We start from the raw sequence: 24,936 nt of genomic DNA on the forward strand, positions 1-24,936 counted from the left end.
TGACCCGGATCTCACCCTCACTTCCCAAACAGGAGCTACCCCGATGACCAGCAGAACAGCCCCGCGCGCCCCGCCTACCTCACCCGCCTGAGCTCACCCCCAGGAACCACCGTGCCTGCACCGCGTACCAGCACGCCCTCGACCACCACCGGGTCGGACGCGCTCCTCTCCCTCCTCATCGGCACACTCGGCATCGCCCTCGCCTTCGGATCACTGGCCTGGCTGACCGGAAACATCACCAACTCCCTTTTCCACGACGGAACTTGGACGCCCTTCAATGCCACCGACGCGCTGCTCCACCCAAAGGCGCTGTGGCCGTCCTTGAGTCCCGCAGCCTTGCTCGTCAGCGCGCGGATCATCCCCGGACTGCTGACCGTGTCGCTGACCGCCGTCGGCCTGATCCTGTGGCGTCGTCTGCGCGGCGGCGCGAAGAACGGCCTCGCCCGCAAGGCGGACCTCGCCCCGCTGATGAACAAGGAGATCACCGCAAAGGCCCGGAGCCTGCGGCCGTCCCTGAACGGCCAGGAGTGCAAAAGAGGTCGCTCCTGCTGACCGCGGCATCCTGCTGGGCGCCCTCTCCCCCGGCCGGGCCGACGTCCGCGCATCCTGGGAGGACGTGATCGTCGCGATCATGGCTCCACGGAGCGGGAAGACCTCCGGACTGGCGATCCCCGCGATCCTCGCGGCTCCTGGCTCGGTATTGCTGACCTCCAACAAGGCGGCGACCGACGCCTTCACCGCGACCGTGGACGCCCGCGCCGAGGTTGGCACGGTCTGGACCCTCGACCCCCAGCAGATCGCCCACCACCCGCGAGAGATGTGGTGGGACATCCTGGCCGACGCCCGCGACCTGGCCGGGGCAAAACGTCTCGCCGGACACTTCGTCGCCGCGAGCGTGGACGAGTCCAACGGATCCGACTTCTGGTCCACCGCCGCGAGCAACACCCTCGGCGCGCTGTTCCTCGCCGCCGCGAACCACCGGCGTCCGATCACCGACGTCCTGGCCTGGCTCGCCTCCCCCGCCGACCGCACCCCGGTCGACCTGCTCACCGACGCCGGACACGACGCGGTCGCCGCCCAGCTCCAGGGCACCGTGAGCGGGGCCACGGAGACGCGGGACGGCATCTACGAAACCGCGCGGCAGTACGCGAGTTGCCTCCTCGACCCGGACGTCGCGGCCTGGGTCACGCCCAGCAAGGACCTCCCCGAGTTCAAGCCGTTCACGTTCGCCACGTCCCGCGACACCCTGTACCTGCTGAGCAAGGACGGCGGCGGCAGCGCGAGTGCCATCATCGCGGCAGCGGCCGACGCGGTGATGCGCGCGGCCGTAGTCGTCGCCGAGCGCTCCGGCGGGCGCCTCGACCCTCCCGCACTGTGCGTCCTCGACGAGGCCGCGAACGTCTGCAAGATCTCCGATCTCCCCGACCTGTACTCCCACTTGGGCAGCCGGGGCGTCATCCCGATGACGATCCTGCAGTCCTACCGGCAGGGCCAGCGGTGCTGGGGCGAGGCGGGCATGGACGCCCTCTGGTCCGCCGCCACCATCAAGATCATCGGAAGCGGTATCGACGACGCCGACTTCGCCGACCGGCTCAGCAGGCAGATCGGTGATCACGACGTCCAGACCACCTCGGTGTCCACCAGCGAGAGCGGCAAGTCCACCTCGGTGAGCATGCGCACCGAGCGGATCCTGCCCCCGGACGCGATCCGCGCGCTCCCCAAGGGCAAGGCACTGTTGCTCGCCACCGGCATCCGGGTCGCCATGCTCGATCTGCGGCCCTGGTACAAAGAGCCCTCAGCCAAGGCCGTCGCTCCAGCCTCCGCCCGCGCGACAAAGGCCATCACGGAACGGGCCCTCGCCAAGTCCGTGGGCCGCGACGATTTCGGGCTGTCGGCATGAGCGCCCCGACGCTCAAGATGCTCTCGCTCGGCGCGGGGGTCCAGTCGACCTGCCTGCTGCTCATGGCCGCCGAGGGCCATCTGCCCGGCCTGAACGTGGCGATCTTCGCGGACACCGGTTGGGAGCCGCGCGCCATCTACGACCATCTCGACCGCATCGAGCGGGAGATCGCGGCGCCCGCCGGGATTCTGGTCCCGCAGGTGTCCTCCGGCAACGGGCGAGGTCAGCTACTGCTATCCGGTGGTCCCGGCGGATCCGGCAGTAGAGGGCGACGCACTGGGACCTCGGTCATGGGCTCGCCGGCTTCGGACATGTCCCTTGCCACATTGATGAAGTCGAGACGCGCGGCCTCCATGAGATCTCTCACCGTGTCCCAGGTTCCCTCGTCGGCGGTCTCCCCTCGGATGAACTGGTTGCTGTACCTCCAAAAGACCTCGTCCATTTGTGCTGCTGCGCTCACCACCGGCGGTGTGCCGACCAGCCAGATAGTGCCCAAGGCGATGTTCCAGGCGGTCCAGTCAACCGTTGCGCCCTCCCTCCACGCACGCAGAATTGCGATCTGAACGCGCGTGGATTCGGCAACTACGGCAGCACACGCGTCAATCTGCCGATCACGAGTTCTGTGCTGCTTCTGCGAGCGATTGGCGAGCACCGCACCAGCGACCACACCCGAGAGCGTGACCAGCACGCTTCCCGCGCTGGACACCACCACCTGCCAGTCGATCAAGACCTGCCCCCTCGTGAACCGCAGCGTCCGGCGAGATCGCGCGTCGCAACGGTGACTCTGCCCAGCAGTTGAGGGCTCGTCACCCCCGCGCCGCACCCGTCGAACTCGCCCTGGTGCTGCCGCTCCGACACCCCTGTGCAGGCAGCCGTCGATCTCACCGGCCTGGCCTTCCTCTTCCCCTGTTCAGGAGTTACCTCGTGTCCTCGCCCACTCCGTCCGCCTCTCCGCCGCGCTCCGAACGCCTTGCCCAGTCGCCGGCCGTCCGGCGCGGTGGCCAGTGGTGGCTGGTCGCCGATTCCGGCTCGGTCCTGGCCACCGATCCGTCGTTCACCGGTGAGTTGGACCGCTTCGCCGCCGCGATGGCCGCCTCCGACCAGGTCATCGCCAATCTCCGCACCCAGCAGGACAATCCGCCGCCATCCCACCTCGGGCTGCTGCGATGAACCCGCTGCTGAAGGCCGAGCAGGCGGTTCTCGGCTCGGTACTGATCGAGCCCGGCCAGCTCTCCCGTCTCGACTGGCTCGACCCGGATCACTTCCACCGGCCGGTCCACCGAGCCCTGTTCGCCGCTCTGCGCGCCCTCCGAGACCGCGGTCATCCGGCGGTGGCAGCCGAGAAGTCCGTACCGTCGCTGTCGTGGGTGACCGACGCGGTCAACGAGGCCGGCCGCCACGTAAGGGGTCTGACCGCCACCTACCCTCACATCCTGATCTCGGCCTGCCCTCGCTCCGAACACGCCCCGGTCTACGGCCGGATGGTGCTGGAGGGCGCGATCCATCGCCGCGTCACCGAACACGCCGTCCGCCTCCACCAGGCGGCTCGTGCCGACGCCCTTCTAGGTGAGGTCGAGGGTGCCCTGCACCACGCCGATGTCTTGGCCGAGGTGCTCGGTGACCTCGCACGGCGTTGGGGCACCGAACCACGCCCCGTCGCGCCGGTTCCTGTGCCGGTCACTGCACCGCTCGCTCCATCGGTGGTCCTAGCCGACCGGGTTGCTGAGGACGAGCAGTTCCTTCTGGCCGTCTTGGCCGAGCGTTTCGGGGCGATGGACGAGGTGGTGGACTGGTTGCGGCCGGACGACTTCGCCGACCCGGCCCACCAGCAGCTCTACCGCTGCCTCGGCGCGCTGCACCACCGAGGCGAGCCCATCGACCGGATCACCCTGCTCTGGGAGGCCCAGCGACGCGGGCTCCTGACCGACGGAACGCTGACCGCCGATCAGCTCACCATCATCTGCGACGGCGTGGGCGCCGGCAGCGCCGAGTGGCTCGGCGAGCGGGTCATCCGCTCCTCGGTCACCCGCACGGCAGGCGCCTCCGCGCGTGCCGTGCGGTCCCTGGCGGAGAACGAGGCACTGGCACCCGGGCAGCTCATCAACCACGCTCTGCACGCGCTGGGCCCGCTCGACGACGTGCGCTCCCGATGGCAGAGCGCGAACGGCCTTCCCTCTCGGACACCAACGGCGTCGGTTCCTTCACCGGCGCGGGCCCACGCAGCCCTCGCCCGCAGCACGCCGCGCCCAGCGCCGCCACCCTCGGCGCGGACCGGTTCGATGCCCGTCTCGACCGCCACGCGTCCTCTCTCGCGTGGTCACGGCTGACCTCCCCTTGTTCGTCGCTCGTCCTCTCTTGGGATTCACCGTGAACAACACCCCCCTCTCCGACGCCTTGGCCCTGCGTGCCGCGGCCTCGGCCTTCGACGCCCAGCGCGGCAAACTGCCGGTTCCTGGAGACCTTCACCGGTCGCCCGACAACGTCGCCATCGCCAGGCAGATCTCCGAACTCGGCGAGCTGATAACCAACTTGGGCGACGAAGTCCTCTTCCGCGCCGCCGACCAGGACCGGGAAACCCACTCCGCCCGGGCCATCGCCGGCTTCGCCGCCGCTCTGGAACCTGCGGGCCGCGCAGCATCCGCCCTCGGGTCAATGGCCCATCAACTCTCGTTCCTCGACCAGACCGAGCACCTCCGCGACCAGCCCGATGCCCGGGATGCGCGAGAGGCGGCCACACTGGTGCTCAGCGACGCGCTCGACATGGCGGACACAGCCCTACGGGAAGCCGCCGACTCCCTTCACGTCGCATCGGCGATGGTCTCGCCTCCGAATCTGCGGCTCAAAGCCGCCCGCAGCCGGACCACAAGCACAGTTCCAACTCCTGGTTCACCTCCCGCTGCTCCCCCGTCAGCCGCAACTCCTGCGGACCGGACAGCTCGTGGCCGGTGACATGCAACCCACCATCGCGCGCCCGCCGTTGATCGGCTCGCTCTGCTCCGGGTACGGCGGATTGGACCTCGGTGTCCAGTCCGCCCTCGGCGGCACCCTAGCCTGGCACGCCGAGGTCAATCCGGACGCCTCACGCATCCTGGCCCGCCACTGGCCCGGTGTCCCGAACCTGGGCGACATCACGACCGTCGACTGGTCCACCGTCCCCCGGGTGTGCGTCCTGACGGCCGGTTTCCCCTGTCAAAGACGTCTCGGTCGCCGGCCGCCGCGCCGGACTCAACGCCCACACCCGCTCGGGGCTGTGGCTGCATGTCGCCCGTGCGGTCGAAGCCCTCCGCCCCTGCCTGGTGGTGATCGAAAACGTCCGCGGACTCCTCACATCGCCCGCCGGCGCCCCTGGCGACGTGGAATTCTGCCCGTGGTGTCTGGGAGACGGCCCAACCCAGCCTCCTCTGCGGGCACTTGGTGCCGTACTCGGATCCCTGGCCGACCTCCGGTACGACGCGCGATGGCTCGTGCTTCGCGCCTCCGACATCGGAGCCCCCCATCGCCGCGAGCGCACCTTCCTCACCGCATGGCCCGCCGAACACCCTGTTCAAGACGCCGACCAGCAACATCGGCAGGAACGGCGGCTCCCAGCACCCCTCAAAGAGGAAAAGCGGGGGCCACGGCCCGAACCTTGCCGACGAGGTGGAGTGGCTCCTGCCCACGCCGAAGGCATCGGACGGGATCAAGGGCTCGCCGAACCAGCGGCACGGCAACGGGGACATGACCCTGCCGAGCGCGGCAGCGTCCCTGCTCCCCACCAAGAGGGCGAGCAGCACCGGCACCCACGGCCTCCACCCGGGCAAGGGCTCGCACCCGCCCCTGCCGGCGGAGGTCCTGCCGCTCTGGAGGGAGACGCCTCCGGAGTCCGGGGAAGCGACGGGCGATGGGGAGCGTACGCCGCCGCCATCGCCCGATGGGAGATCCTCACCCGCCCCGCGCCACCGCCCACCGACGCCGCCGGACGCCTGCGCGCCGACTTCGTGGAGTGGATGCAGGGCCTGGAGCCCGGCTGGGTGACCGCTACTCCGGGGCTCGGCCGACCGGCTCAGCTCACTGCACTCGGCAACGGCGTCGTGCCTCAACAAGCCGCCCGGGCAATGCAGTTGCTGACCCCCTTCCCCCGTTGCCCGCGCTGCACGACCGCGTAGCGCCCTCTAGCGGGGTTTCCCGGCCGGGCCAAATCGCGGTTTCTGCGGACCCTCTTCGGCATGTCGCCGTCTCACAGATGGAGCACGCCCTCATGTCCGACACCAGCACGACCGCCCCCGTCCCGGAGCCGTTCCGGGTCCCGGACGGGGACCTCGACGACCTCGCCAGCACCCTCGCCAAGACCATGTCCGAGGTCAGGCAGCACGGCGTCATCCTCGACCGCCTGGGTTCCGAGCCCGCCGTTGCGCCTCAGGGTGTCGACGCTCCGACGGCACAAACAGCCTCCGAGGCGGATGGGCCCACGTCGGTGTTCATCCTTGCCCTGGGCGGCGAGGCCTACAGCGTCGAACTCGCCGCCCTCAGCGACTGGGTGAACTACCTCTTCCTCCCGGTCTACGGACGGGAGATCAGCACGACCCGCCCATGGTGTGCGCAGTGGCACGAACACCCCGAGGCCGTCGCCCGGCTGCACGCCCTCTGGCTCGCGTGGCAGCAGCTCACCGACGCCGAGGCCGGCCTGTCCAGTCCTTCGACGTGGCACCGCGATCATCTCGACCACACGCTGGTCCAACTCCGTGCTCCCGACGGCCCCTTCGCCGCATGCACGACGAGCCCGACCCGGCCCAACCACCGAGTGCTGGCCACGCCCGCGCCCGAGGACCTGGGACTGGCGGCATGACCAACGGACACCCCTTCGGCCCCTACGACTTCGAGCCCAACGACACGGACTCCGCGTATCCGGAGCAAGGTTCTTGGCCCACCGACCCAGCGGCCGACGAACTCGACTTCCGTCTCGACGACTTCGAGCCCGCCGACACGGCCTCCGAGCGTGCGGAGGAGGCGTTTTGGCCGGGCGACCTCACGGTCCTCGCCAGGCACCACACCACTCCCTACGGTTCGCACAGTTTCGTCGTCGCCCACGACCGATCCATCACCTGGGGCATTCCGGGCGATCCTCAGGTCGTCGCGATCGTGGTCGCGCGGGATCTGAGTCTGAACACGTTCACCTTCGAGTCGGCCTATCACGCCACCGTGGCCTTCGCGCAGAACTGGCTGATCGAGCGCGGCTGCCCACCCGAGCAGATCACCCAGGTCGACGGGAACTTCATGAAGCCCGCCGACGACCTCACCGTCCGGATCGAGCAGCAGATCCGGGAGTCGGGCGCTCGCTACGAGATCCTCGCCAGCCACACCTCGGACTTCGACCCGTGTGAGACGTGGACGCTGACCCGGGACTCCAGCTCCGATCAGGCACCGATTCGGGTCTTCCTCGAAGAGGGTGACGTGGACGCCCATACGTACACGATGCGCGAGGGTGCCTTCGCCGACGAGGACACCGCCCGCAACTGGCTGGAGGACCGCAGCAATCCGCTGCCACAGCCGGCATACCGCGACGAAGCCGCCGCCCTCCGAGCCGGCGTCGCCCTCACCCGGTCGGCCGGTGTCTCCGCGCTCCCGAAGACCGGCCTCGATACCCACCTCGCGCGGTCGGCAGAAGCAGCCCGGCAGCCGTCCCCGCGGAGGCCGATGTGAGCCGCGCCCGCTTCGCCTTCGCCGCACACCCGGACGCCATCGCGGACCTGCGTGAACTCCCCGACGACATAAGGGACTTGGCACTTCTCGAACTGCAGAACCTGGTCCACGGAAGCGACGACTGTCTGCCGCTGAAAGGCCGCCTCGCGGGCTTCCACAAGGTCTACGTCGACCCGTCCGTCTCGTACCGGATGGTCATCCAGTTCCGCCCAGCCCCGCCTACGTCGAGCCACAAGCGCGAGATCTATCTCGTCGCCGCCGGCAGCCGACAGGACTACGCGGTCTACCGCTCAGCCCACCTGCGCACCGGCCCTCGCCAGGACACCGAGACGGCCTCCACCACCGAAGCCCGCGTTCAGGCCGCCCGATCGCGCTCTCCCCGCGCGGTCGACCTGCCTACGGCCGTCTCCGCAGCCCCTCCAGCGACAGCTCAACCCGCGGCCTCCGCACCCCGAAAGGTTCCCCAGCAATGACTGCCAACCGCGCCCCCATGGCCCGCAGCGAACTGGCGGCTCTCCTCACCGATGCCGCACAGAGCATCTCCGGGATCCTCACCGCCGAGTACCCGACGGCCATCAGCCGTTCCCACCTGCACCCCGTGCTGGGCGCACTGTCCGCCGGACCCCGAGTGGTCTGCGAGCTGAACGACCGACTCGAAGGCTTCCTGGCCGACGAACCGCTCCCCACCACGCCCGCGGGTCTCTTCGCCCTGGCCTCCTATGCCTCCGCGTTGGGGTGGCTCACCGAATCCCTCGCCGAGTTGACGAGCTCGGTCGACCAGATCTGCACGCGCGTGGGCATCCCCGTGCAACCACCGACCCCGGCCCCTGCCGCGGCGGCGTCCGCCAAGATGAAGCAGGACAGCAACGCCGAATTCGCCTTCAGCACAATGGAGTTGGCGGCGATCCATACCGCCGCCGAGGCAGCCGGGCTGCCTCCGGCCGACTACGTCGAAGTGCTCTCCGAGTCCCTGCTCGCCGCCTCCCGGATCACCGACGCCTGCATGGAGATCTCCAGCGGCCTCCTCGAAGACGCCGCGTACGTCCTCGGCGAGGCGACCGACCACGTCTGGACCGGTGACGGCCCCGACAGCCTGCCCACTCTGGTCCGTTCGCTGCTCGCCCGGATGGAGTCCGCCGAGTGAACCCCCATGACGCGACCGAGCGGCCGGGCGCTCACCTCGTTTCCGAGATGCTCGGCATCGAGGACCCCTGGACCCTGAACATCTCCTACCGGCCGAGTGATCCGCTGTACCGCGCCTCAACGCTCGTCATCGGGGCCGCCCACGAACTCGACGAGCTGCATGGCCGGGTGACTCGCGCGACCCGGGCCGCTCTCGGAGTGCTCGAACCGGTCGCGCGAGGCGAATTCAACGGTGCACCCAGCTCGTACACTCCGCTGCGGTCCGCGATCGAGCAGATAGGCCGACTCGTCTCGGCCCAGAACGAGGCCTACGAGCAACTAGTCCAGTCGATCTCCGCGTACCGCCGTCTCCTTCCCGAGCCGGACGCTGCTCCGGCCGCAGACGCAAAAGCCCCCGACCTACACAACGGTCAAGTCTCCGGCCACGACGATGACTGGGCCGTGTCCCCTGATCTCCAACTCAGGGCCCTGGAGGCTGTCGAGGCCGGCGGGTTGCGGTTCCACCAGAGCGGCGTCTACGGCTGCATCTCCCTGTCCGACGCGCGCGGCGAGCGCCCCGCCGACAGGGTCTGGCCCGAAACAGTCCAACGACTGGTCGCCGACGGGCTGTTGGACCAGGACACCAGCGAGGGCCTGTACCGGCCTGGGCAGCTCCTCTCACTCACGCCGAAAGGCGAGGTGGCCCTGCGAGAAGCGCATGCCGCCGCGCCACGCGTCGCCGCCGCCCTCAACCGCAGCAACACGGCGGCGCTCCCGGGGGCCGCCGGCCCATCTGCCACACGCGCGACGGGCCCGGCCACAAAGCGTTCCCGCTCGCTCTGATCCCCCAGAAGGAACTCCTCCATGACCACCCCCGTACAGCCCTCCGACTTCTCGATCCGTTGGATCGACGCCCAGAGCATCGAGGACGCTCTGGGCCTGATTGCACCCAGGTGGACGACCTGGTCGGCGCAGACCCTGGCACAGCAGGGTCGCCCCATGCGTGTGGGTGAGATCGCCGCCCAACTCCCCTTCATCAGCGAGACGTTCGTCAGCAAGCGGCTGGCCCAGATGCACGCTGATGGGCTGGTCGTCCGAGTCGGTCACCACCGCGGTGCTCCCTACCAGCTCAGCGCATTCGGCGATTCCCTCTCCTCGGTTCACGACGCCATGTCGAACTGGTCCCAGACCCATCTGCCGCTCGGCGGCATGGCCGGCGCCGAACGCGTCGAGAACGCCGTGCAGCGTCTCTACCTTCGCCATTCGACCGCCGTGATCCAGCTCCTCGACGCGAACGGCCCCATGCGGTTCGGCCACATCGCTGAGGAGACCGGCCTGGACAACGGCTACACCCGGAATCGACTCAACCGGCTTCAGGCCGACGGGCTGGTCGCGCGCACCGGTCCGCGCCACGGTGACCCGTACGTCCTGACTGATGCCGGGCGGGCGCTGGGTCCTGTCTACGGGGCTGTGGAGTACTGGAGCGACCCCGTCTCCTCATGGAGGAACTCGGCGCCCCCTGCCCGCGTCACGACTGTCACCCGGACTCACACCGACGTCACGCCGGGGGCGGACGGCATCCGAACCGCGGCAGCCTTGCGCCGGAGCTCCGCAGTGCTCAATGCCCTGTTCAGTCACGCACCGCAACCTCAACCGCAGGTGCCGGCAGCCGTCACCACCCGGTCGGCATCCTCCCGGAGCCGGTGATCCACGTGGCGCTGAGAGTGAGCCGCATCTCCCCGTTGCCACTGCGCCCGCGTGCAGTCCGGCAGACCAACCCCCTGCGCACGCGGGCGCGTTGTCCTCCCACGCCCCGGAGTCCCGACGATGAGCCCCCAACTGCCCTACGACCAAAACCACTTCGAAGACGTACTGGTCAGCCCCAGGTACCTGGCCGGTTCCAACGGCTCCGGAGAAGCAGGCTTCGCCCCCGTCGCCCACTGGCCACATCACCATCTCGACGAGGGCCCCTGCCAGCTCCTCGTCACCTCGCCCGACCAGAGGATCCGTATCGGCTGGTTCGGCGACGACTTCGAGCTGTGGAAGATCACTGCCGCCGAGGAAGCCGCCCCCGCGACCCGTTGGACGGCAACCTTCAACCACGTCACTCCGGCCGAGATCGTCGCAGGCCTCACCAGCGCCCTGGTTCACGACTACGCCGGGGCCGATCCCTACGACGGCAGCGGACGCTTCCTGGCAAGCCCCTCGCTGTACTGGGTGGACGCCGTCCGACCGCTTATCGAAGCAGGCTGGCGCCGTAAAGCAACCGAACGCGGCACCGTCGAGATCGTCGCCCCCGACGGGCAGGCAGGCGTCCTGATCGACAACCGTCTCTCCGCCTGGGACGACGAAAACGTCACGCTGTGGGCCGGGCCACCGGGCTGGGGCACGCGCGCCGAGGCGGTCTTCACCGCCCGCACCCCGTCCCACCTCATCGCCGCGACGGCAGCCGCCATGGCCGATCCAACCCCCGTGATCCGCTCACGGCACCGCCTCCACCGCAAGATGGAGCAGCTGGTCACGCTCACCCCTGTCGCTCCCCCCACACCCCAGATCCCTCGTGCTCCGACCCCACTCGACGTGCGCCGCACCGCTGTCGCCCAGGCAGTCCACCGTGCCGCACGCGTCCCGCAGACAGCCGCCGACCTCCGAATCATGGCCGCCCGCAGCCGCACGGCGACATCGGCCCAGATCCGGTCGGGCAAGCCCGCGCACCTTCCCGGGACCCTGCCGCCGGCCAGTTCGCCTGCCCAGCGGCGCTACAGCCGCTGAACCCGGGGGCTCCGGGCCCATTTCTGACTCAAGCAACAGCACCCCGAATACCGGGAGTTCCTCCATGCCCGACGCCACTGCACTCGACCAGGCGACCGCCATGATCGAAAAAGCCTGGGGCCACTCCATCGACGACCTCGAAGCCCTCGCGGTCCGCCGCCCCAACAACGACCCGCTCCTCCGCTCGGCCATGCACATCCGCTCGGCCCTGGTCGTCACCGACAACGCCGCGGCCGTACGCCAGGACCGGCTGCACGCCCTCACCCGCTCAGGCCACGTGCCGACCTTCTACGATATGGAGCGGATCACCAACGCGGCGGCAGACCTTCATGTCGCTCAAGCGGAGAGCCGTACGTCCCTACAGGCCATCAGCTACGTGATCGAAGCGCGTGAAGCTGCCGAGACCGCCGACCGGGCCCCAGCAGTCCGGCTGGCCCAGGCCGCTGTCGCCCGCTCCGCGCACGCTCCACGCACCCTGGGCCGGTCACCCGACCAACCCGCTCCGTCGGCCGGTGTCGGCCCGTCGGTGGCCGGACCGGGGCCGCACCGCTGACTGGTCAGGCGCCGTCCTCGTCACGGTGGGCATCCCGGAGACGGGAGCCCACCGCGCGGGCCAGTTCCTCCCACGTCAACTCGACGTGCCGTCCGTCCGCGATCCGGTTCTCCACCACCGCGTCCTCGTCCCGCCGCCGATCGGATTGCACTCCGACAGCCCACTGGCCGTCGGCGACCATCACTATGTCGCCCACCGTCCACGGCCGCCCGGCGGCACGGATCTTGCGTTCCAACGCGGCGCCGTCCCAGTGTCTGCGCGACTCCGTCATCCCCGTTCCCCCTTCGGTCCCGTGCGGCTCGTCGCCGCAACCCCCGTACGACAAGCGCGTCCACCGATCCATTCCCGGAAACACGTTCTCGCTGCCGCCGTCGACCAGTTCGCCCACGGCAGACGCTGTTCCCCGGGAAACGACTACGTCCTTCGGCAGACCGCATGTCAACGTACGGGTGTTGGAAAAACCGCAGGTCATCGAAGGGATCGCATACTCGTGAACGCCTCCGCTGCCCTCCTTCCCGCTGCCGTCCGCCCGACCGTGGAGGACCGCGACTGGCTCTCCTCCGACCACTGCGCGGACCAAGTCCTCGGCCTCCTCGACGCCCTGGGCTGGGCAATCGTCGACACCCCCGAAGCCAACGTCCACGTGACCAGTCCGGACGGCCGCGTCTACGTCGGCTGGCTCCCTGAAGACCCCACCGCCTGGAAGCGCGGCATCGTCTGGCGAGTCCAGGTGCAGCCCACCGAAGGCGACCCGTGGACCCAGGAGTTCGGCCTCCACACGCCCTCCGAGGCTGTTGCGGGATTCCTCGCCGCGCTCATCGCTAGCCCCACCCGCTGACGGCGCTACCAACCCCTGCCTCGGAAGGACTCCGTGCCTCACTACCTGACCGTTGGTCACTTGCTCCGCCAGCTCCAGGGCCTTGACCCCAATCTGCCGATCCGCCTCGCCATCAATCCGGATTTCCCGTTCGCCCACTACGTGGGAGCCGAGGTAGTCGTCCGGGACGGCAAGGCGTTCATCACCGACGACGGCCAGGAGGACTACCTCCCGCTCGCGGTCAGCGATGCCCTCGCCTGGGCCTGACCACTCCCACCAACACCACCAGGAGGTTCGCATCCCGTCGCAACCCCGTCCTGTACGTCTCCTTCCGCTGCACCGCCTCGCCGTACACCCCATACCTAACGGAGTGCGCGGCGCTCTGGTCCACCGCGTCTCCGCCCTCCCCGACGGACCACTCGTCGTCACCTGGCTCGCCGCCGAAGCTCCGAGACTTCCCCTCGGCCGCGTTCGCCTGCACTGGGAACCGGCCTCCCTCACAGGCTGGAACGTCACCGCCCACCTGGGCCTGGCCACCACCGAGGTGCATCTCGCCTCCTGGCCCGCCGCCCCGGACGACTGGCCGCACCTGGTCCGCCCCACCCTCCACGAAGTGCTCGGCCTGTGCGCCGCCCTCACGGTCGCGACCGCCGCCCTCGACCTGTCCAATCGCCTCGCCCAGGTCTGACTGAATCCGCAGAAGGCCGCCCCACGCCGATCAGGCAGGGGCGGCCCTGCCGTACGCCCGCTAACTGACGAACAGTGAAGACACGTTGGTCAGCGGTCCGTAGGCCGAGAAACTCGTCGCGACCTGCATAGTCTCTTCCAGCATGAGAACGCTCCGTCCGGGCGATCGTCGGCAGCGTCATCGCATGAAACCGCAACGGCAAGGCATGGGTGGAGGAAGCAATCCTGCATGCGGCCGTCCACCGCTGGTACAAGGGCCATAGCCAGGACAAGGACAAGTGCCCCGGCTGCGGCTTTCGGGGTGAGCTGCAGAAGAACGGCAACCGCGGCCGACCACCCGGTCAGACCCCGAGAAGTAGGTCAGCTATTCGCCGTACGCGGCCTTGCGAGGTGGGATCGAACTCGTTCGTAGAGGTCCTTCACCTCGTCCGGCAGTTCAGGTCGACGGGCGGCGAAAACTGCGCCGACCTGCGGTTTGCCAGTGACCTCCTTGCCTACCTGCTCAAGCAAGTCCTTGTCGACTCGCTGCAGGAAGGCTTCGAACTCCCCTGATTTCTCGGGCCCACCGAAGGCATCGGCAACGGTGAAAACCCCTGCTTTCTCCCAGTAGCCCCTCCAGGCGGGAAAATCGTCAGCGTCGTCTGGGCAGGGCTCGGAAGGAGCCAATCCAAGGTTCGTGAGCTGCTTACTGAGCCCGCTCATCGGTGAGAACGCGGGACCGTCGGCGATAGCGGCCCAGGGGATGCCGAATGCCTCCAGGTAGTTGATGAAGCCGCCGAAGGAGCTATCGCCCCCAACGTCAATGAGGACGATGTTGGCGGACTCGGGCGAGTCGTAGGAGGAGGTGCCGTCCCTCCACCACTGCCCCAAAGCCCCCACCTCAGTTGCCCCTTCACACAGGACTACTCCTGAGGCGAAGAGCAACGCTCGGATGTCGGCAACCACGAGCTTCTGGATCCACTGGCCAAGTTGCTGCTCACGGTCGGACGGCAAGGTGTTGGTGTGAGTGCCGGTGGGAGTTCGGGTCAGCCGCACAACGCGAGCGAGATCGTCGATCGACTGGCTGGGGACCAGATCGGGACTGTGAGTGATCACGACACCGTGGAGATCGGCCAGATGACGGACCAGGTTGCGTTGAAGGGCCGGGTGGAGATTGACAGCCGGTTCGTCAAGCACGACAAACCGGCCTGGGTCTCCGGCAATGAGAGTGGACAGCAGTAGTGCCTCTTGGACGCCCGCGCCCTCGAAATGCACGATCCGCACCGACTCATGGGTTCCGACCAGGACATCGATCTCCAGCTCGTCGCTTCCGATCGGCCGGCTACGCAGGTGGAGGTCCAGCCCCGTGATGTCCTTGAAGGTAGTGACGGTCCGGTGGAAGATCTCCTGTTCTCGGAGGTCGCCGTTTTTGAGCCGGTGAAGTTCAGCGGCCACGGCACTTCCGTCACGCAGGTCTACTGGGGCGCCGACGCGCTCCAGCGGGAAGTGCCGGTCCAGGGGAAGGCGCCGGTTGTCGGTAAGGACAAGTCGCTGGCGTAGGAGGTGCGCCAGCACATGCCGGAAGTCAAAGTGGGAGTCGCTGCGGTGTTGCTTCTCCTGACCGAGCGCCCGCCTGAGTGCGCGCAGGCTGGCGGGTTCCGCGGCGTTTCCGTTGGTGAGTGTGGGGACATCGACGGAGAAAGCTCCCTCAGGGGGCAAGGTCGCCAGGATGCGCCCGAAATCAATCTGTGTCGGCTCGGCCTCTGTGACAAAGGACTCCAACATCTCAAAGCTCGGGTCGTCCGTCGTCTCGCTGTACCCGAGCGGCGGAACAGACCTGCGAAAACCGGTCAGGGCGACATCCATCCAGGGCCCCAAGTGCCCCGGCCAGAGGCTGCCGGCATGAGCACCCCGCAGGAGGAGCTGGAAGGGTTCACCTTCATGCTCGAAGTTCCAGGCAGCCCACCAGGGAGAACTTTCCCTGGCAGCGAAGGCCACTTGGAGGGTTCCGCAGAACAATGAACGGACCGAGTCCTCCGCAACCGAGGAGTGTGCAAGTGCCGCAAGCGCGGCCACGCGGCCCTCCGCGACAGGAAGCTTCTGAAGAGCATGCATGTTGATGCACGCCTCGATGAACATCCGTACGAGATCCTGCTCGTCCGGCTGATCAAACTCGATACCGACGCTGACGTTGAAAGCGTCCGCCCCTTCATACCCAGCTTCCTCGAAAAGCTTCAAGGCGTCCGTCGTTGTAGGTCCACGCAGCCCCTGCTCCACAACCAGGGCGGGCAAGGCCACGGCTGCTCCCAGGTTCGACTTACCAGCGCCGTTAGGCCCAGTAAGGACCGTAACGCCCGGTCCTAGAGCCAATTCCAAGCTGGAGAACGACAAGAAGTTGTTCGCGGCGATGGAGTTGACCCTCATGAGCACACCGTTCCTGACTCGATCAGCCTTTGGCTAGGCACAACTCCGGTCGGTGCGGGGCCAACCTGAGCCGAGTGAAAGGTACCCCCACCACGTACGTCACCCCACGAAGATCCGCTGACCCGTTCTCCGTCGTCTCCTACGCACCACGGTTGCTTCCGGTACGCCCTGACGGTCAACTCGCCTGCGCCATGCTGCAAGAGCCCAACTGACCTGCAAAGAAGCCAAGTTCTACACTCGGCGGTTTGTCGCAGCGGATGCGACTCGCTGCACTAGTCCAGGTAAGTACCGGCGAAGGCCCCGTCGAATCCGAGCGCGGCGAGGCCTTGCTCGACGCTGGGGTACGTCGTCCCGTCCGGGATGTCGATCAGGGCGTCGAAGTCGGCTCGGCTGATCTCGGGTTCGAGCCATTGGTTCCCGGACCGGCAGACGATCCAGACGTTGCGGCCGTGGTTGATGAGCAGCCAGTCGCGGCGAGCACGGCAAGCCGTGCACATCACGGGAATCCCGCGCAGGGCCAGTGCGCGCGGGTGACCGAGGCAGCGCGTCGCCCCCGGGCCACCGGGGGGCTGCGTCTCGTACGTGAGTTGCAGCAGGGGATCAACGTCGGCGGAAAGGACGGGCAGAACGGGTGTCGGCTCTGCTGGACGGTCGGTGGTTCTGGGCATGTGCGTCATCTCCGGGTCGGGGTCCTTCCGATTCCATCCGTAACAGCCGGTGCAAACGGCTGTCCAGGGGTTTTACCGAGTAGGGCGAGCCGGTGACCTGCCTGCCCAACTCCGGTCAGCGGTGAGGTGGGCGCTCGAGCGGACCAGGATTGGTGGGGCGAGCTGCTGGCGTGGGCGCCGTCCTCGCACTGGTGCGGCTGGCCTGGGGGTTGCGGGTCGATTCGCGCGGGTGAGCGGGAAGTTGGGCGAGACGGCGCAGCCTCCAGACCAAGACATCGTTCACGTCCGCGGCGGTGCCGAGTTCGCGCAAGTCGATGGCCTGCTGCAGAAGGGCCTTGGGATCATGGCCCGCCTGCTCGGCCTGGGCGAGGGTGGCGGCCAGGGCGTCGGTCGTCGTCGACGTGCTGTGTGCAGGCACCCCCAGTTCCGATAGGGCCGCACGGATGGTGTCCTCGTAAGTTCGCCGCTCGGCCCCGGGCAGGGCACGACCTTGGTCGCGCATCCTCTGCAGGGGTGTGGCGGCAGCTTGGTAATAGGCGGCTCGTAGGTGCTCGGCGGCCTGTCGGGAGGCGTGGGCCTGCTGGGCGTGGCCGCGGGCGGAGTGCCAGCGGGCGGCGGCGAGAGCGACCAGGACCAGGGTGGAGACAAGCATGGCGGTGGTGCCGCCGTCCTCGCCTCGGCCTAGTGCGTTGCCGGCCTGGATGATTCCTCGGGCAGCCGAGCGGATCGCGCGGGTGTCAGCGCGTTCCGCTCGGATGTGGCTGCGGGTGGAACGCTCGAAGGCGCGGGCGGCGGAACCCAATTCTGCGCGGGGGGTGGCCGGGGAGGTCTGGGCGACCGCATCCAGGAGTTCGCCGACCCCGATGAGTTGGGCTGCGGCTTCGTCGTCATCGCTGTCGAGGAGGACGGTGGCGCGCTCGGCGATACCGGTGGCGTTGCGTCGTGCACGGGCGGGCGGGGACCAGTCGGGTCGGCCGTCGGCGGCGGCCGAGGGCGTGGTCTGTTCGATGGTGCTGTCGGCCAGGCGGCGGCGGATCTTGGGGAGGGAGAGGTCGGGGGCGAGGGTGGAGCCCGCGAACCAGATGGGTTCGCGGTCGCGGTTGCGGTCACCGGGGAGTGCGACGTTGTAGCCGAGGGCGTCACCGGATGGGGCGTATCGCATCCTCACGCGCAGGCCCGCCTCGCGCAGCCGGACGAAGAACTCCTCTTCGGTGGCAGCGCCGGCGAGAGCTTGGCGGACGGCTTCGCGGAGTGTTTCGCGCGGGGCCTCGGGGCGACCGGTGCGTTCGGCCTTGAAGCGTTCGGCGCTGGTGGGGGTCTTGGCTCCGGTGCCGTCGCCGGGCTTGAGCCGGCGCAGGCCCATCTCCTTCTCGATGCGGCGGCATTCGGCCTGGGCCTTCTTGAAGTCGTAGTTCATCCTGGGGCGGCGCAGGTCGCCTCGGACCATGGTGGCCAGGATGTGGATGTGGTCGTCGGCGTGCCGTACGGCGACCCAGCGGCAGCCGTCGGGATCGCCTTCGGGGGCGAGGTTGACCGCCTGGACCAGTCGGCGGGCGACGGTGTTCCACTCTGCGTCGGTCAGGGGCCGGTCGCCGGGGTCGGTGCGGACCGAGCAGTGCCAGACGTGCTGGGCAGGGGCCTTGTCGCCGGCCTGGTTAACGCGCAGGTCCAGTGCGGCGGCGAGGCGGGCGAGCGTGACCTTGGGGTCGGGGCTGGTGTCGCGTCCGGGGTCGGGCGCGAAGCCGTCCCAACTCCCCACCAAGTGGGCGTCTATGTGTTCGTCACGCTTGCCAGGGCCGTACAGATAGACCAGCAGACCGTAGGTCCGCGAACCGCGCCGGATCTTCGGCACCATCAAAGTCGCTTCTTCACCAGGGCGTCAGCCGCGTCGTCGATACGCGCCAAGAGACGGATCAGGATCGCGAAGGCGCGGTCGAGTTCGCCGGGACGGGGCTGGCCTCCGGCGTTGTAGACGTAGGCGATTTGGTTGATGTTGTTGCCGATGCGGGAGAGGGCGGTGCGCAGGGCGGCCAACTCGTCAATAGCGGTGTCGAGTTGTTCGTTGGCGTACAAGGTGGAGGAACCTCGGGCGGCGGCGAGGGCGGTTGCGGCGAGGAATCGGGCGACGGTGATGCCGCGCTGCGTGGCGGCGAGGACGATCTCGGCTTTCTCGGTGTCGGAGAGGCGGGTGGTCGTCTTGCGGGTGCGCTGACTCGGGTTGCGGCTGCGGCGGCGCGGCGTGCGGTCGGGGAAGGCGGGGGTGTTCGGGCTCGGTTGCTCGCGGTCGTCTGCTTCTCCCCCGGCGACGGGCGCCCCCTGGTGTCCGTCGTCCGGTTGGTCCCCGTGCGCCCTCGCTCGGGGACCAACCGGGCCTCCCTCACCCTCCGGGGCGGGGGCAAGTGCGTACGTCGGGCCGTAGGACCGTCGTAGGCGACAACTTGCTCCGCCCGGAGCCGTGTTGGGGTCACGCTGCTGTCCGGCCGTGGTGGCCACAGGGTCGTTGGCGGTCACCGGCGCGTCTCCGGATTCTCCTGCCGGATTTCGCGGACGAGTTCCTCGATCCAGTCCATGGCCAGGACCGGGTGGTGCAGGGTCCAGGCGCGGCTGTCCCTAGTTCGTTGCACGGTCCAGGTGGTATCAGGGCCGGACTGGGCGCGGTAGAGGTGACCGTGCTGGTGCAGGACGGTCAGCCAGGAGTCGACCTCGGCGGGTGTGGCCGGGTGAGTACGCATGAAGTGTGCTCCGGTTCGCTTCTGGAGGATGTGGGGAGCGTGGCCGGGAGCGGGTGACCGGCGAGGGCGTCCGGCGCGGCCACCCGCTTCGTGCTGTCCGGTCAGTCCCGGGCAGGGGTGACCGGCTGTCCGTGCTGCTCGCGGAGCTGGGCCATCAGCGCGGTCAAGGTGTCGCTGGACAGGGGGATCTGCTGACCTCGGATCGCCTGGGCGACCACCTTGCGGGTCAGCTTGTCCTCGGCCCTGACCGCCGACCGGGCGATCTTCAGCAGCTCCTCGGTGTCCGGGTCAGGACGCCGGTCACTGGATGTCCGGGTGTCCCGGTCAGTGACCGGCGACAGGGCGACCGGGCGGTCGGTGAGCGGCACGAGGGTGTCCTGGTTGCCGTTGACCGGCGTGGTTCCAATCGGGCGGTCAGTGACCGACGGCACGGTGTCCGGCTGTCCGGACTGGTCAGCGGCCTCGTGCGACTGACCGGTGTCACCGGTGTCCTCGTTGCCGTTGACCGCCGTGGCACTGTCCCCGGTCAGTGACCGGGGACCCGGGGTCTGCTTGTCCAGGGACAGGCGCGGCCGGTCAGTCAGCGCAGTGACCGGCTGCCCGGCGCTGACTTGACCGGCCTGCGGCTCGTGCTGACCGACCCGGTCAGTCCGGGTGACCGCGATGCCCTCGGGCCGGTCAGCCTGACCGAGGACTTCGCGGTCACTGCCCTTGACCGGGCCCCGGGCGATGAGGATGTAGAGGTGGACCGCGCCAGCCAGCGCGAGCGGGGCGATGGTGGACAGCACCGCGACCACCGTGTCCCCGAGCCGGAGCCCGGTGGCCGAGCCCGCTTCCTCGTTGAGGCGCACCGCGTGGAGCGCGTTGGCCCAGATGCTGGCGGCGGTGGCCGTGCCGAAGAGCGTCCAGACGTAGAGCCGGGCGCGCAGGGGTGCGTCGCGCAGGACCAGGAGTGCCCGTATGCCGTAGGCGATGAAGCCGTCGATCACCAGCGGGAAGAGGTAGGTCAGGAGACCGCGGACGTGGATGGCGACGGCCATCTGCTGGAGGGCGTCGTATGACAACGCGCATCCGGCGCCGCCCAGGGCGATGACGACCGCGCGGTCCCAGCCGGTGATGTGCGCCGTCCTCGGCGCACTCGTGTCGGTCACGCCGCCGTCCCGAAGTCGTCGCGGCCCAGGCGGTCGTCGTCGGTCTCGTGAGGCGGGGTGGTCGTCGGAGTCTGGTCCAGGTCCCGGTTGCGCAGTGCGCGGCGAATCTCGCGGTACTGCTTCTGGGCGTGCTCCTCGGTGATTTTCAGGAGCCAGGCCAGGCGCTGCTCGGTCACTCCGTGGTGGTAGGCGGCGTGTACGACCGCGCGGCGCTCGTCCTTGGTGAGGTGGACGTCGCGCCCGGCGATGGTGGCGTTGACGCGGCTGTAGTCGAGGCGCTGGGCGAGCTTCGCGTGCAGCGACCTGCGCTCCTCCTCGGTAAGTCCGCCACGGATGCCGTCGATGTCACCGTTTTCGAGGGCGGCGTCCAGGCAGGTGCGGCGGACCGGGCACTGGCCGCACAGCGACTTCGCGGCGGTGATCTTGTCGGTCTCGTCGGGGTCCGGGAAGAAGATCTCGGGGTCCACCGGGTTGTACTCGGTGCTCTGGCAGACGGCCTGGTCCTGCCAGGTGTGGTCGCCGAGCGACCGGTGACGGGCAGGGCTGATCGTCGTGATAGTCATGCGAGTTGCTCCGATCGCCCTCCGCGCGCAGAGGCGTCGGCGGAGGGGGCGCTGGGTCGGGAGTGCAGGGGTGGCTCGCTGCCGGCGCGGCCTGCGGTGGGTCAGGCTGCGGGGCGGTGGCGTCTGCGGTCGACCGGCTCGAACTCGACCCTGGTGGTCATCTGCGCGAGCCTGCTGGTGACGCGGTCGCCGAGGTAGGCGCGGAGGTCCTTGATCGCCAGGTTGGTGGTGATCAGGGTCGGGAGCATGTGGTTGTAGCGGCGGTTGATCAGCCGGTACGTCACTTCCTCCACCCACTCGGACGCCTTCGCCGCGCCGAGGTCGTCGATGATCAGCAGCGGGCAGCGGCTGACGGCCGCCAGCTCCCGCTCGCTGTCGGCCCCGGGCCGGGGGCGCAGGTCGGCGTAGAGGTCGGCGGCGGTGGTCGCGCGCCAGCGCACGCCGACTCCGCTCTGCACCAGCCGCCGGACCGCGCCGTACGCCTGGTGCGTCTTGCCCGCGCCGACGACCCCGGCCATCAGCAGGCTGGGCCCGGTGGTGACCTGTCGCCGGGCTCCCCGGCTGGGGGCGACGGCCGCCTCGGCCACCTCCCGAGCCCAGGCCAGGACCTGGGGGTGGTCGGCGACGGCGGCCCGGTAGCGCGGGGGCATCCCCGCCAGGAGGGCGTCCAGCGGGGAGTACGGCTCGGGCTCGTCGGCCAGGTCGGTGACGGCGGCCGGGTCGATGTTGCGGGCGGCCAGGATCCGGGCCAGCCGGTCCACGGTGCCCGTGCCGCCCAGGGGCTGCGGTTCGCGGTTACGGGTGCGCATCACAGCTCCTCGGCATAGGCAGCAGCAGCGTTGGCGGGGTTGGTCCACGCCTGGTGAGCGGGCACGGTAGGGCGGATTCCCGGTCGTGCCAAACCGCCGGGGCGTGCGTTCATGGCCTCGTTGACCATGCTGGTCAGCACGCTCGGGTGCTTGGGGTTGGCGGCGAAGTTCTGCAGCCCGGCCCGGATGTGCTCGGGGGCGATGCCCTCGCCCAGGAGCTTCTTGACGATCCGGCCGAGGTGCCCGATCACATCGCTGGGCGGGCGCTCGTCGCAGGCAGCGATGTACTCGCCGACGAGCTGGTTCGCCGAGACGGTGACCGCGGGCGCCGTGCGCCCCGTAGGGAAAGAAGATCCAGGATCCAAGATCCTAGATCCAGGCGCCGAGCCCTCGCAGAGGCTTCGGGGAAGGTTCGGGGAGTCCTCGGAGAATGCCGTCTGACCTGCTGTTTTCGTGTCCACCTGGTTAGGGGTGTCGGCCATGCCGTCGAGGGCGTCCTGCCGGGCGGCGGGAGCTCCGTCTGCGTGGCCGGGAGGCGTCGCGGCGGGCTGCGCGGGCAGATCGAGGGCTCGGGGAGCATGCGGCGAAACCTCGGCGAGCCCTCGGGGAGGTGTCGGCGACTCCTCGGTCCGCTTGGTACAGATGCCCTTGCAGGCACCGCACCGGTCGCCGCCGTGGTGCTGCGGGCAGGAGGGCAGACGGGACTGGCTGGGCTTGTCGATCTTCTGGTGCGCGGACCAGGTCACGACGTGGAGATAGCGGCGGCCGTCGCAGCCGGTGTACCGGCAGAGCAGACCGGCGTTCGCGAGCTGGTGGAGGTCGTCCTCGACGTGGACCGAGGTGTGCTCGGCGCGCAGCGGCCAGAGCAGCCCGGCGATGATCGCGGCGTTGTCGCGGTGCCGACCGTGGTCGTCTGACTGGGTGAGCAGCCCGAAGAAGGTCCGCTCGGCCTCGACGCTCACCTCGGCGAGCGACTCGGAGACGAAAGCCTCCGGCTTGACGGTTCGGATCCGCGCCATGTCAGCGGCCCCGACGGGCGGCGAGCAGGTCGCTGCGGGTGAGGGTCGCGTCGGCGAGGTCGAAGGTGTGCGGCCGGGTCCAGTCCACCTCCGGCCAGACCCGCAGGATCCAGCGGGCCGCGACCCTGGCGGCGATCCGGCTCAACTCCATAGTCTGACCGGCCTCGTCCTTGACGATGACGTGCGGGTGAGGCCACGTCTCCTTCGGGTCGCTGAGGCCGACCCGGATGGTGGCCACGCCCGGGATCATGCCGGCGAGCTGGGCGGCGAGACGGTGCGGGCGGTCGGGGTCCGGGCAGGCCGGAATTCCGCTCGGCATGACGGGCATGCGATACTCCGTGATTCGTAGGAGCGCGGTGCGGCGGTTCTCGTGCAGAGGCCCCGCCGCCCGCGAGATGTGAATCGGCGCTCTTCGGGGTGCCGGCCCGGCGCTTGGGAGTTGGTAGCTCCCGGGCGCCGGTCTCGTTTCCCCGGTCCGCGTCATGGCCCGCGTGCGTGCATCGTCCCTCCCCTCCTGGCCCATCCCCGCCGGTGATCCTTTTGTGCGGGGACCAGGACCATATGGCGACCCATGGCACAAGTCCAGCCTCTTCGCACCCACCCTGACCAGGCATGGAACACCGCGCTGGACGATTGAGGGAGGCATCGCTCGGCGTCCGCGACGCCTCCGGCGTGGCCGTCTCCGCGGGCGCTATGCAGCAGCTCCGCACCGGGTCCAAACCGAAGACGCGGACCGTCTGAGCGCTGGTCGGCGTCTTTTGTGTGCTCCCGGTCTAGTTCTTCGACAAGGTGGAGGCCGAGCGGCAGCACGCGGAGACCAAGGTGGTTTCCGCCATACGCGACGAGGGCGCGCCGGACCACCGTGCACGCCAACGGGCTCAGAGCATCGGGCCTGGACTTGCCGAACGTCGCGATCGACCTGGCCCGTCGGCTGGAGGGAATGTCGGACGAGTCGGACGACCCCGGACTGCTCGACAACGCGTGAGTTCGCTCCCGCCGGAATCGCGATGCGCGCCGGCCCCCTGACCCGATCAGGCGCTGCCGGTTCGGCGGCCTTCCATCCGTACGATCACTCAGCGGTAGCTATGCATGGTCGCGGGCGACGATGCGTACAGCGGCTTCCCGGCCCCGGTGATACGGAAGCTTGAGCTGGCGAAGGTCGCCGTCGGAGTGTGCGGCCATCTCGCGGCGATCCCCCACCATCGTCTTCCGCACGGCCAGAGATCCCGCGAGGGTGTCCCGTTCCAGTTGCCGCAGGGTGGACTGTTCCACCCGCGTCAACTGTGGGTGCCGTACGACGACACAGACGGTCGTCGTCAAGGAGTCACTGCCCCACGGAAATGCCGCCGCCGACCGGCACCCTGACGCCGGTGTCGAACGCGGCTTCCTCGCTGAACAGGAAGGCGATGGCCGAGGCGATCTCCTCCGGATTCCCGATCCGGCCCAGCGGAACGTCTCCGGCCATGGCCATGCCGGTCAGGCCCGGGCTCACGGTGTCCACGGTGATCCCGCTCGGGCCGATCTCCCTGGCCAGCGAGCGACCGAAGTCGACGAGGCCCGCCGTGGAAGCGACGTAGTCGGCCTGAGCCTCGGCCTTGAGTGCGACGGCCGAGGGCACAAGGATGATCCGGCCGCGCTTGGTCCTCAACATGGCACGGACGGCCCGCGTGGCCAGCCGGCAGGAGGCCGTGAGGTCCGTGTCCAGGACCGCGGCAAAGGCCTCCTCGGGCGTGCGCAGCGGGTTGTCCCGGGTGATGCCGGCGTTGACCACCAGAACGTCGACCGGCCCCTGGTCGGCCTCGACCTCCTTGAAGGCGCTCTCAACCTGTTCGGGGTCGGTGATGTCGCAGTACACGGGCAGGGCTCCGTCGTGGACGAGATCGAAGGAGGCGCCTTCGGTGTAGTGGGTGAACGCGACGTGATCGCCGTGCTGGAGGAATGCGCAGACCGCAGCGTGCCCGATTCCATGGTTTCCGCCGGTGATCAGAACGGAGCGCGACATGAAGATCCTTTACACGAGTCAGCTGGACTGGTTCGCCGTCGCGGAGATCCACTCGCCGC

The 24,936-nt window shown here is 69.1% G+C and carries 31 protein-coding genes and 2 pseudogenes; 19 read left to right on the forward strand and 14 right to left on the reverse strand.

What is annotated here, in order from left to right; all coding sequences use genetic code 11:
• Positions 1-111 precede the first annotated feature (111 nt).
• Positions 112-1,900 (forward strand): annotated as a pseudogene (locus tag OG504_RS03640) (type IV secretory system conjugative DNA transfer family protein).
• 223 nt (positions 1,901-2,123) lie between these two features.
• On the opposite strand, the gene OG504_RS03645 reads toward OG504_RS03640, so the two are convergent.
• Complete coding sequence (locus OG504_RS03645; protein ID WP_405988379.1) at positions 2,124-2,627, reverse strand: hypothetical protein; 504 nt, start codon at positions 2,625-2,627, stop codon at positions 2,124-2,126.
• A gap of 197 nt (positions 2,628-2,824) precedes the next feature.
• Between OG504_RS03645 and OG504_RS03650 the strand changes: the two genes are divergently transcribed.
• The 13 genes and pseudogenes from OG504_RS03650 to OG504_RS03710 all read left to right on the forward strand — a co-directional run bounded on the left by OG504_RS03650 (position 2,825) and on the right by OG504_RS03710 (position 12,026).
• A complete protein-coding gene (locus OG504_RS03650; RefSeq protein WP_405988380.1) occupies positions 2,825-3,070 on the forward strand; it encodes a hypothetical protein in 246 nt (81 codons plus the stop codon).
• Positions 3,067-4,227: a DnaB-like helicase N-terminal domain-containing protein gene (locus tag OG504_RS03655; RefSeq protein WP_405988381.1), complete on the forward strand. Its 1,161-nt coding sequence runs from the start codon at positions 3,067-3,069 to the stop codon at positions 4,225-4,227. Before OG504_RS03650 ends, OG504_RS03655 begins: the two co-directional genes overlap by 4 nt.
• A gap of 40 nt (positions 4,228-4,267) precedes the next feature.
• On the forward strand, positions 4,268-4,849 hold the full coding sequence (locus tag OG504_RS03660) for a hypothetical protein (protein ID WP_405988382.1): 582 nt from the start codon (positions 4,268-4,270) through the stop codon (positions 4,847-4,849).
• A gap of 1 nt (position 4,850) precedes the next feature.
• A pseudogene (locus tag OG504_RS03665) lies at positions 4,851-5,030 on the forward strand (DNA methyltransferase); the annotation flags it as partial.
• Between the two features lie 118 nt (positions 5,031-5,148).
• Positions 5,149-6,045 carry a DNA cytosine methyltransferase gene (locus OG504_RS03670; RefSeq protein WP_405996243.1) on the forward strand — a complete coding sequence of 299 codons (897 nt, stop codon included), beginning with the start codon at positions 5,149-5,151 and terminating at the stop codon, positions 6,043-6,045.
• Between the two features lie 92 nt (positions 6,046-6,137).
• Complete coding sequence (locus OG504_RS03675; protein ID WP_405988383.1) at positions 6,138-6,725, forward strand: DUF4913 domain-containing protein; 588 nt, start codon at positions 6,138-6,140, stop codon at positions 6,723-6,725.
• Positions 6,722-7,579 carry a glycosyl hydrolase gene (locus OG504_RS03680; protein ID WP_405988384.1) on the forward strand — a complete coding sequence of 286 codons (858 nt, stop codon included), beginning with the start codon at positions 6,722-6,724 and terminating at the stop codon, positions 7,577-7,579. The genes OG504_RS03675 and OG504_RS03680 overlap by 4 nt, the downstream gene beginning before the upstream one ends.
• Entirely contained in the window at positions 7,576-8,052 is a 477-nt protein-coding gene (locus OG504_RS03685; RefSeq protein WP_405988385.1) for a hypothetical protein, read from the forward strand. Before OG504_RS03680 ends, OG504_RS03685 begins: the two co-directional genes overlap by 4 nt.
• Positions 8,049-8,723, forward strand: a complete 675-nt coding sequence (locus OG504_RS03690; RefSeq protein WP_405988386.1) for a hypothetical protein — start codon at positions 8,049-8,051, stop codon at positions 8,721-8,723. Before OG504_RS03685 ends, OG504_RS03690 begins: the two co-directional genes overlap by 4 nt.
• Positions 8,720-9,544 carry a large ATP-binding protein gene (locus tag OG504_RS03695; RefSeq protein WP_405988387.1) on the forward strand — a complete coding sequence of 275 codons (825 nt, stop codon included), beginning with the start codon at positions 8,720-8,722 and terminating at the stop codon, positions 9,542-9,544. The genes OG504_RS03690 and OG504_RS03695 overlap by 4 nt, the downstream gene beginning before the upstream one ends.
• A 21-nt stretch (positions 9,545-9,565) precedes the next feature.
• On the forward strand, positions 9,566-10,408 hold the full coding sequence (locus OG504_RS03700; RefSeq protein WP_405988388.1) for a winged helix-turn-helix transcriptional regulator: 843 nt from the start codon (positions 9,566-9,568) through the stop codon (positions 10,406-10,408).
• A gap of 120 nt (positions 10,409-10,528) precedes the next feature.
• The gene (locus OG504_RS03705) at positions 10,529-11,473 is read left to right on the forward strand and encodes a DUF317 domain-containing protein (protein ID WP_405988389.1); all 945 of its coding nucleotides are present in this window, start codon (positions 10,529-10,531) and stop codon (positions 11,471-11,473) included.
• A 64-nt stretch (positions 11,474-11,537) separates the two neighbouring features.
• Positions 11,538-12,026 carry a hypothetical protein gene (locus tag OG504_RS03710; protein WP_405988390.1) on the forward strand — a complete coding sequence of 163 codons (489 nt, stop codon included), beginning with the start codon at positions 11,538-11,540 and terminating at the stop codon, positions 12,024-12,026.
• A 4-nt stretch (positions 12,027-12,030) separates the two neighbouring features.
• On the opposite strand, the gene OG504_RS03715 is transcribed toward OG504_RS03710, so the two are convergent.
• A complete protein-coding gene (locus OG504_RS03715) occupies positions 12,031-12,297 on the reverse strand; it encodes a hypothetical protein (protein WP_405988391.1) in 267 nt (88 codons plus the stop codon).
• Positions 12,298-12,516: 219 nt separating this feature from the next.
• On the opposite strand from OG504_RS03715, the gene OG504_RS03720 reads away from it, so the two are divergent.
• From OG504_RS03720 to OG504_RS03730, 3 genes are all read left to right on the forward strand, one after another.
• The gene (locus OG504_RS03720) at positions 12,517-12,864 is read left to right on the forward strand and encodes a DUF317 domain-containing protein (RefSeq protein WP_405988392.1); all 348 of its coding nucleotides are present in this window, start codon (positions 12,517-12,519) and stop codon (positions 12,862-12,864) included.
• 60 nt (positions 12,865-12,924) lie between these two features.
• Entirely contained in the window at positions 12,925-13,110 is a 186-nt protein-coding gene (locus OG504_RS03725; protein ID WP_405988393.1) for a hypothetical protein, read from the forward strand.
• A 103-nt stretch (positions 13,111-13,213) separates the two neighbouring features.
• A complete protein-coding gene (locus OG504_RS03730; RefSeq protein ID WP_405988394.1) occupies positions 13,214-13,531 on the forward strand; it encodes an esterase in 318 nt (105 codons plus the stop codon).
• Positions 13,532-13,890: 359 nt separating this feature from the next.
• On the opposite strand, the gene OG504_RS03735 is transcribed toward OG504_RS03730, so the two are convergent.
• The 10 genes from OG504_RS03735 to OG504_RS03780 form a co-directional block, all read right to left on the reverse strand.
• Positions 13,891-15,933, reverse strand: coding sequence for an AAA family ATPase (locus OG504_RS03735; RefSeq protein WP_405988395.1), 2,043 nt, complete (start codon positions 15,931-15,933; stop codon positions 13,891-13,893).
• Positions 15,934-16,205: 272 nt separating this feature from the next.
• Positions 16,206-16,610 carry a hypothetical protein gene (locus OG504_RS03740; protein WP_405988396.1) on the reverse strand — a complete coding sequence of 135 codons (405 nt, stop codon included), beginning with the start codon at positions 16,608-16,610 and terminating at the stop codon, positions 16,206-16,208.
• A 106-nt stretch (positions 16,611-16,716) separates the two neighbouring features.
• Positions 16,717-18,456, reverse strand: coding sequence for a relaxase/mobilization nuclease domain-containing protein (locus OG504_RS03745; RefSeq protein WP_405988397.1), 1,740 nt, complete (start codon positions 18,454-18,456; stop codon positions 16,717-16,719).
• Entirely contained in the window at positions 18,456-19,112 is a 657-nt protein-coding gene (locus OG504_RS03750) for a MobC family plasmid mobilization relaxosome protein (RefSeq protein ID WP_405988398.1), read from the reverse strand. The genes OG504_RS03745 and OG504_RS03750 overlap by 1 nt, the downstream gene beginning before the upstream one ends.
• Positions 19,109-19,333, reverse strand: coding sequence for a hypothetical protein (locus OG504_RS03755; RefSeq protein ID WP_329348941.1), 225 nt, complete (start codon positions 19,331-19,333; stop codon positions 19,109-19,111). Before OG504_RS03755 ends, OG504_RS03750 begins: the two co-directional genes overlap by 4 nt.
• Positions 19,334-19,434: 101 nt before the next feature.
• Positions 19,435-20,484: a DUF2637 domain-containing protein gene (locus OG504_RS03760; RefSeq protein ID WP_405988399.1), complete on the reverse strand. Its 1,050-nt coding sequence runs from the start codon at positions 20,482-20,484 to the stop codon at positions 19,435-19,437.
• On the reverse strand, positions 20,481-21,047 hold the full coding sequence (locus OG504_RS03765) for a WhiB family transcriptional regulator (RefSeq protein WP_405988400.1): 567 nt from the start codon (positions 21,045-21,047) through the stop codon (positions 20,481-20,483). The genes OG504_RS03760 and OG504_RS03765 overlap by 4 nt, the downstream gene beginning before the upstream one ends.
• Positions 21,048-21,148: 101 nt before the next feature.
• A complete protein-coding gene (locus OG504_RS03770) occupies positions 21,149-21,856 on the reverse strand; it encodes an ATP-binding protein (RefSeq protein ID WP_329348945.1) in 708 nt (235 codons plus the stop codon).
• The gene (locus tag OG504_RS03775; protein WP_405988401.1) at positions 21,856-22,875 is read right to left on the reverse strand and encodes a hypothetical protein; all 1,020 of its coding nucleotides are present in this window, start codon (positions 22,873-22,875) and stop codon (positions 21,856-21,858) included. Before OG504_RS03775 ends, OG504_RS03770 begins: the two co-directional genes overlap by 1 nt.
• A 1-nt stretch (position 22,876) precedes the next feature.
• Positions 22,877-23,203 carry a transcriptional regulator gene (locus OG504_RS03780; protein WP_405988402.1) on the reverse strand — a complete coding sequence of 109 codons (327 nt, stop codon included), beginning with the start codon at positions 23,201-23,203 and terminating at the stop codon, positions 22,877-22,879.
• Positions 23,204-23,487: 284 nt separating this feature from the next.
• Here OG504_RS03780 and OG504_RS03785 point away from each other — a divergent pair, with 284 nt between their 5' ends.
• Positions 23,488-23,616, forward strand: coding sequence for a hypothetical protein (locus tag OG504_RS03785; protein WP_405988403.1), 129 nt, complete (start codon positions 23,488-23,490; stop codon positions 23,614-23,616).
• A gap of 121 nt (positions 23,617-23,737) precedes the next feature.
• Entirely contained in the window at positions 23,738-23,860 is a 123-nt protein-coding gene (locus OG504_RS03790; RefSeq protein ID WP_329348948.1) for a hypothetical protein, read from the forward strand.
• A gap of 98 nt (positions 23,861-23,958) precedes the next feature.
• Here the strand turns inward: OG504_RS03790 and OG504_RS03795 are convergent, their stop codons facing one another.
• The gene (locus OG504_RS03795) at positions 23,959-24,195 is read right to left on the reverse strand and encodes a hypothetical protein (protein ID WP_329348949.1); all 237 of its coding nucleotides are present in this window, start codon (positions 24,193-24,195) and stop codon (positions 23,959-23,961) included.
• Positions 24,196-24,199: 4 nt separating this feature from the next.
• Positions 24,200-24,877: an SDR family oxidoreductase gene (locus OG504_RS03800; RefSeq protein WP_329348950.1), complete on the reverse strand. Its 678-nt coding sequence runs from the start codon at positions 24,875-24,877 to the stop codon at positions 24,200-24,202.
• Positions 24,878-24,936: the final 59 nt, after the last annotated feature.

Source organism: Streptomyces sp. NBC_00986, from assembly GCF_045162565.1.
In the GTDB taxonomy this organism is placed as follows: Bacteria; Actinomycetota; Actinomycetes; order Streptomycetales; family Streptomycetaceae; genus Streptomyces.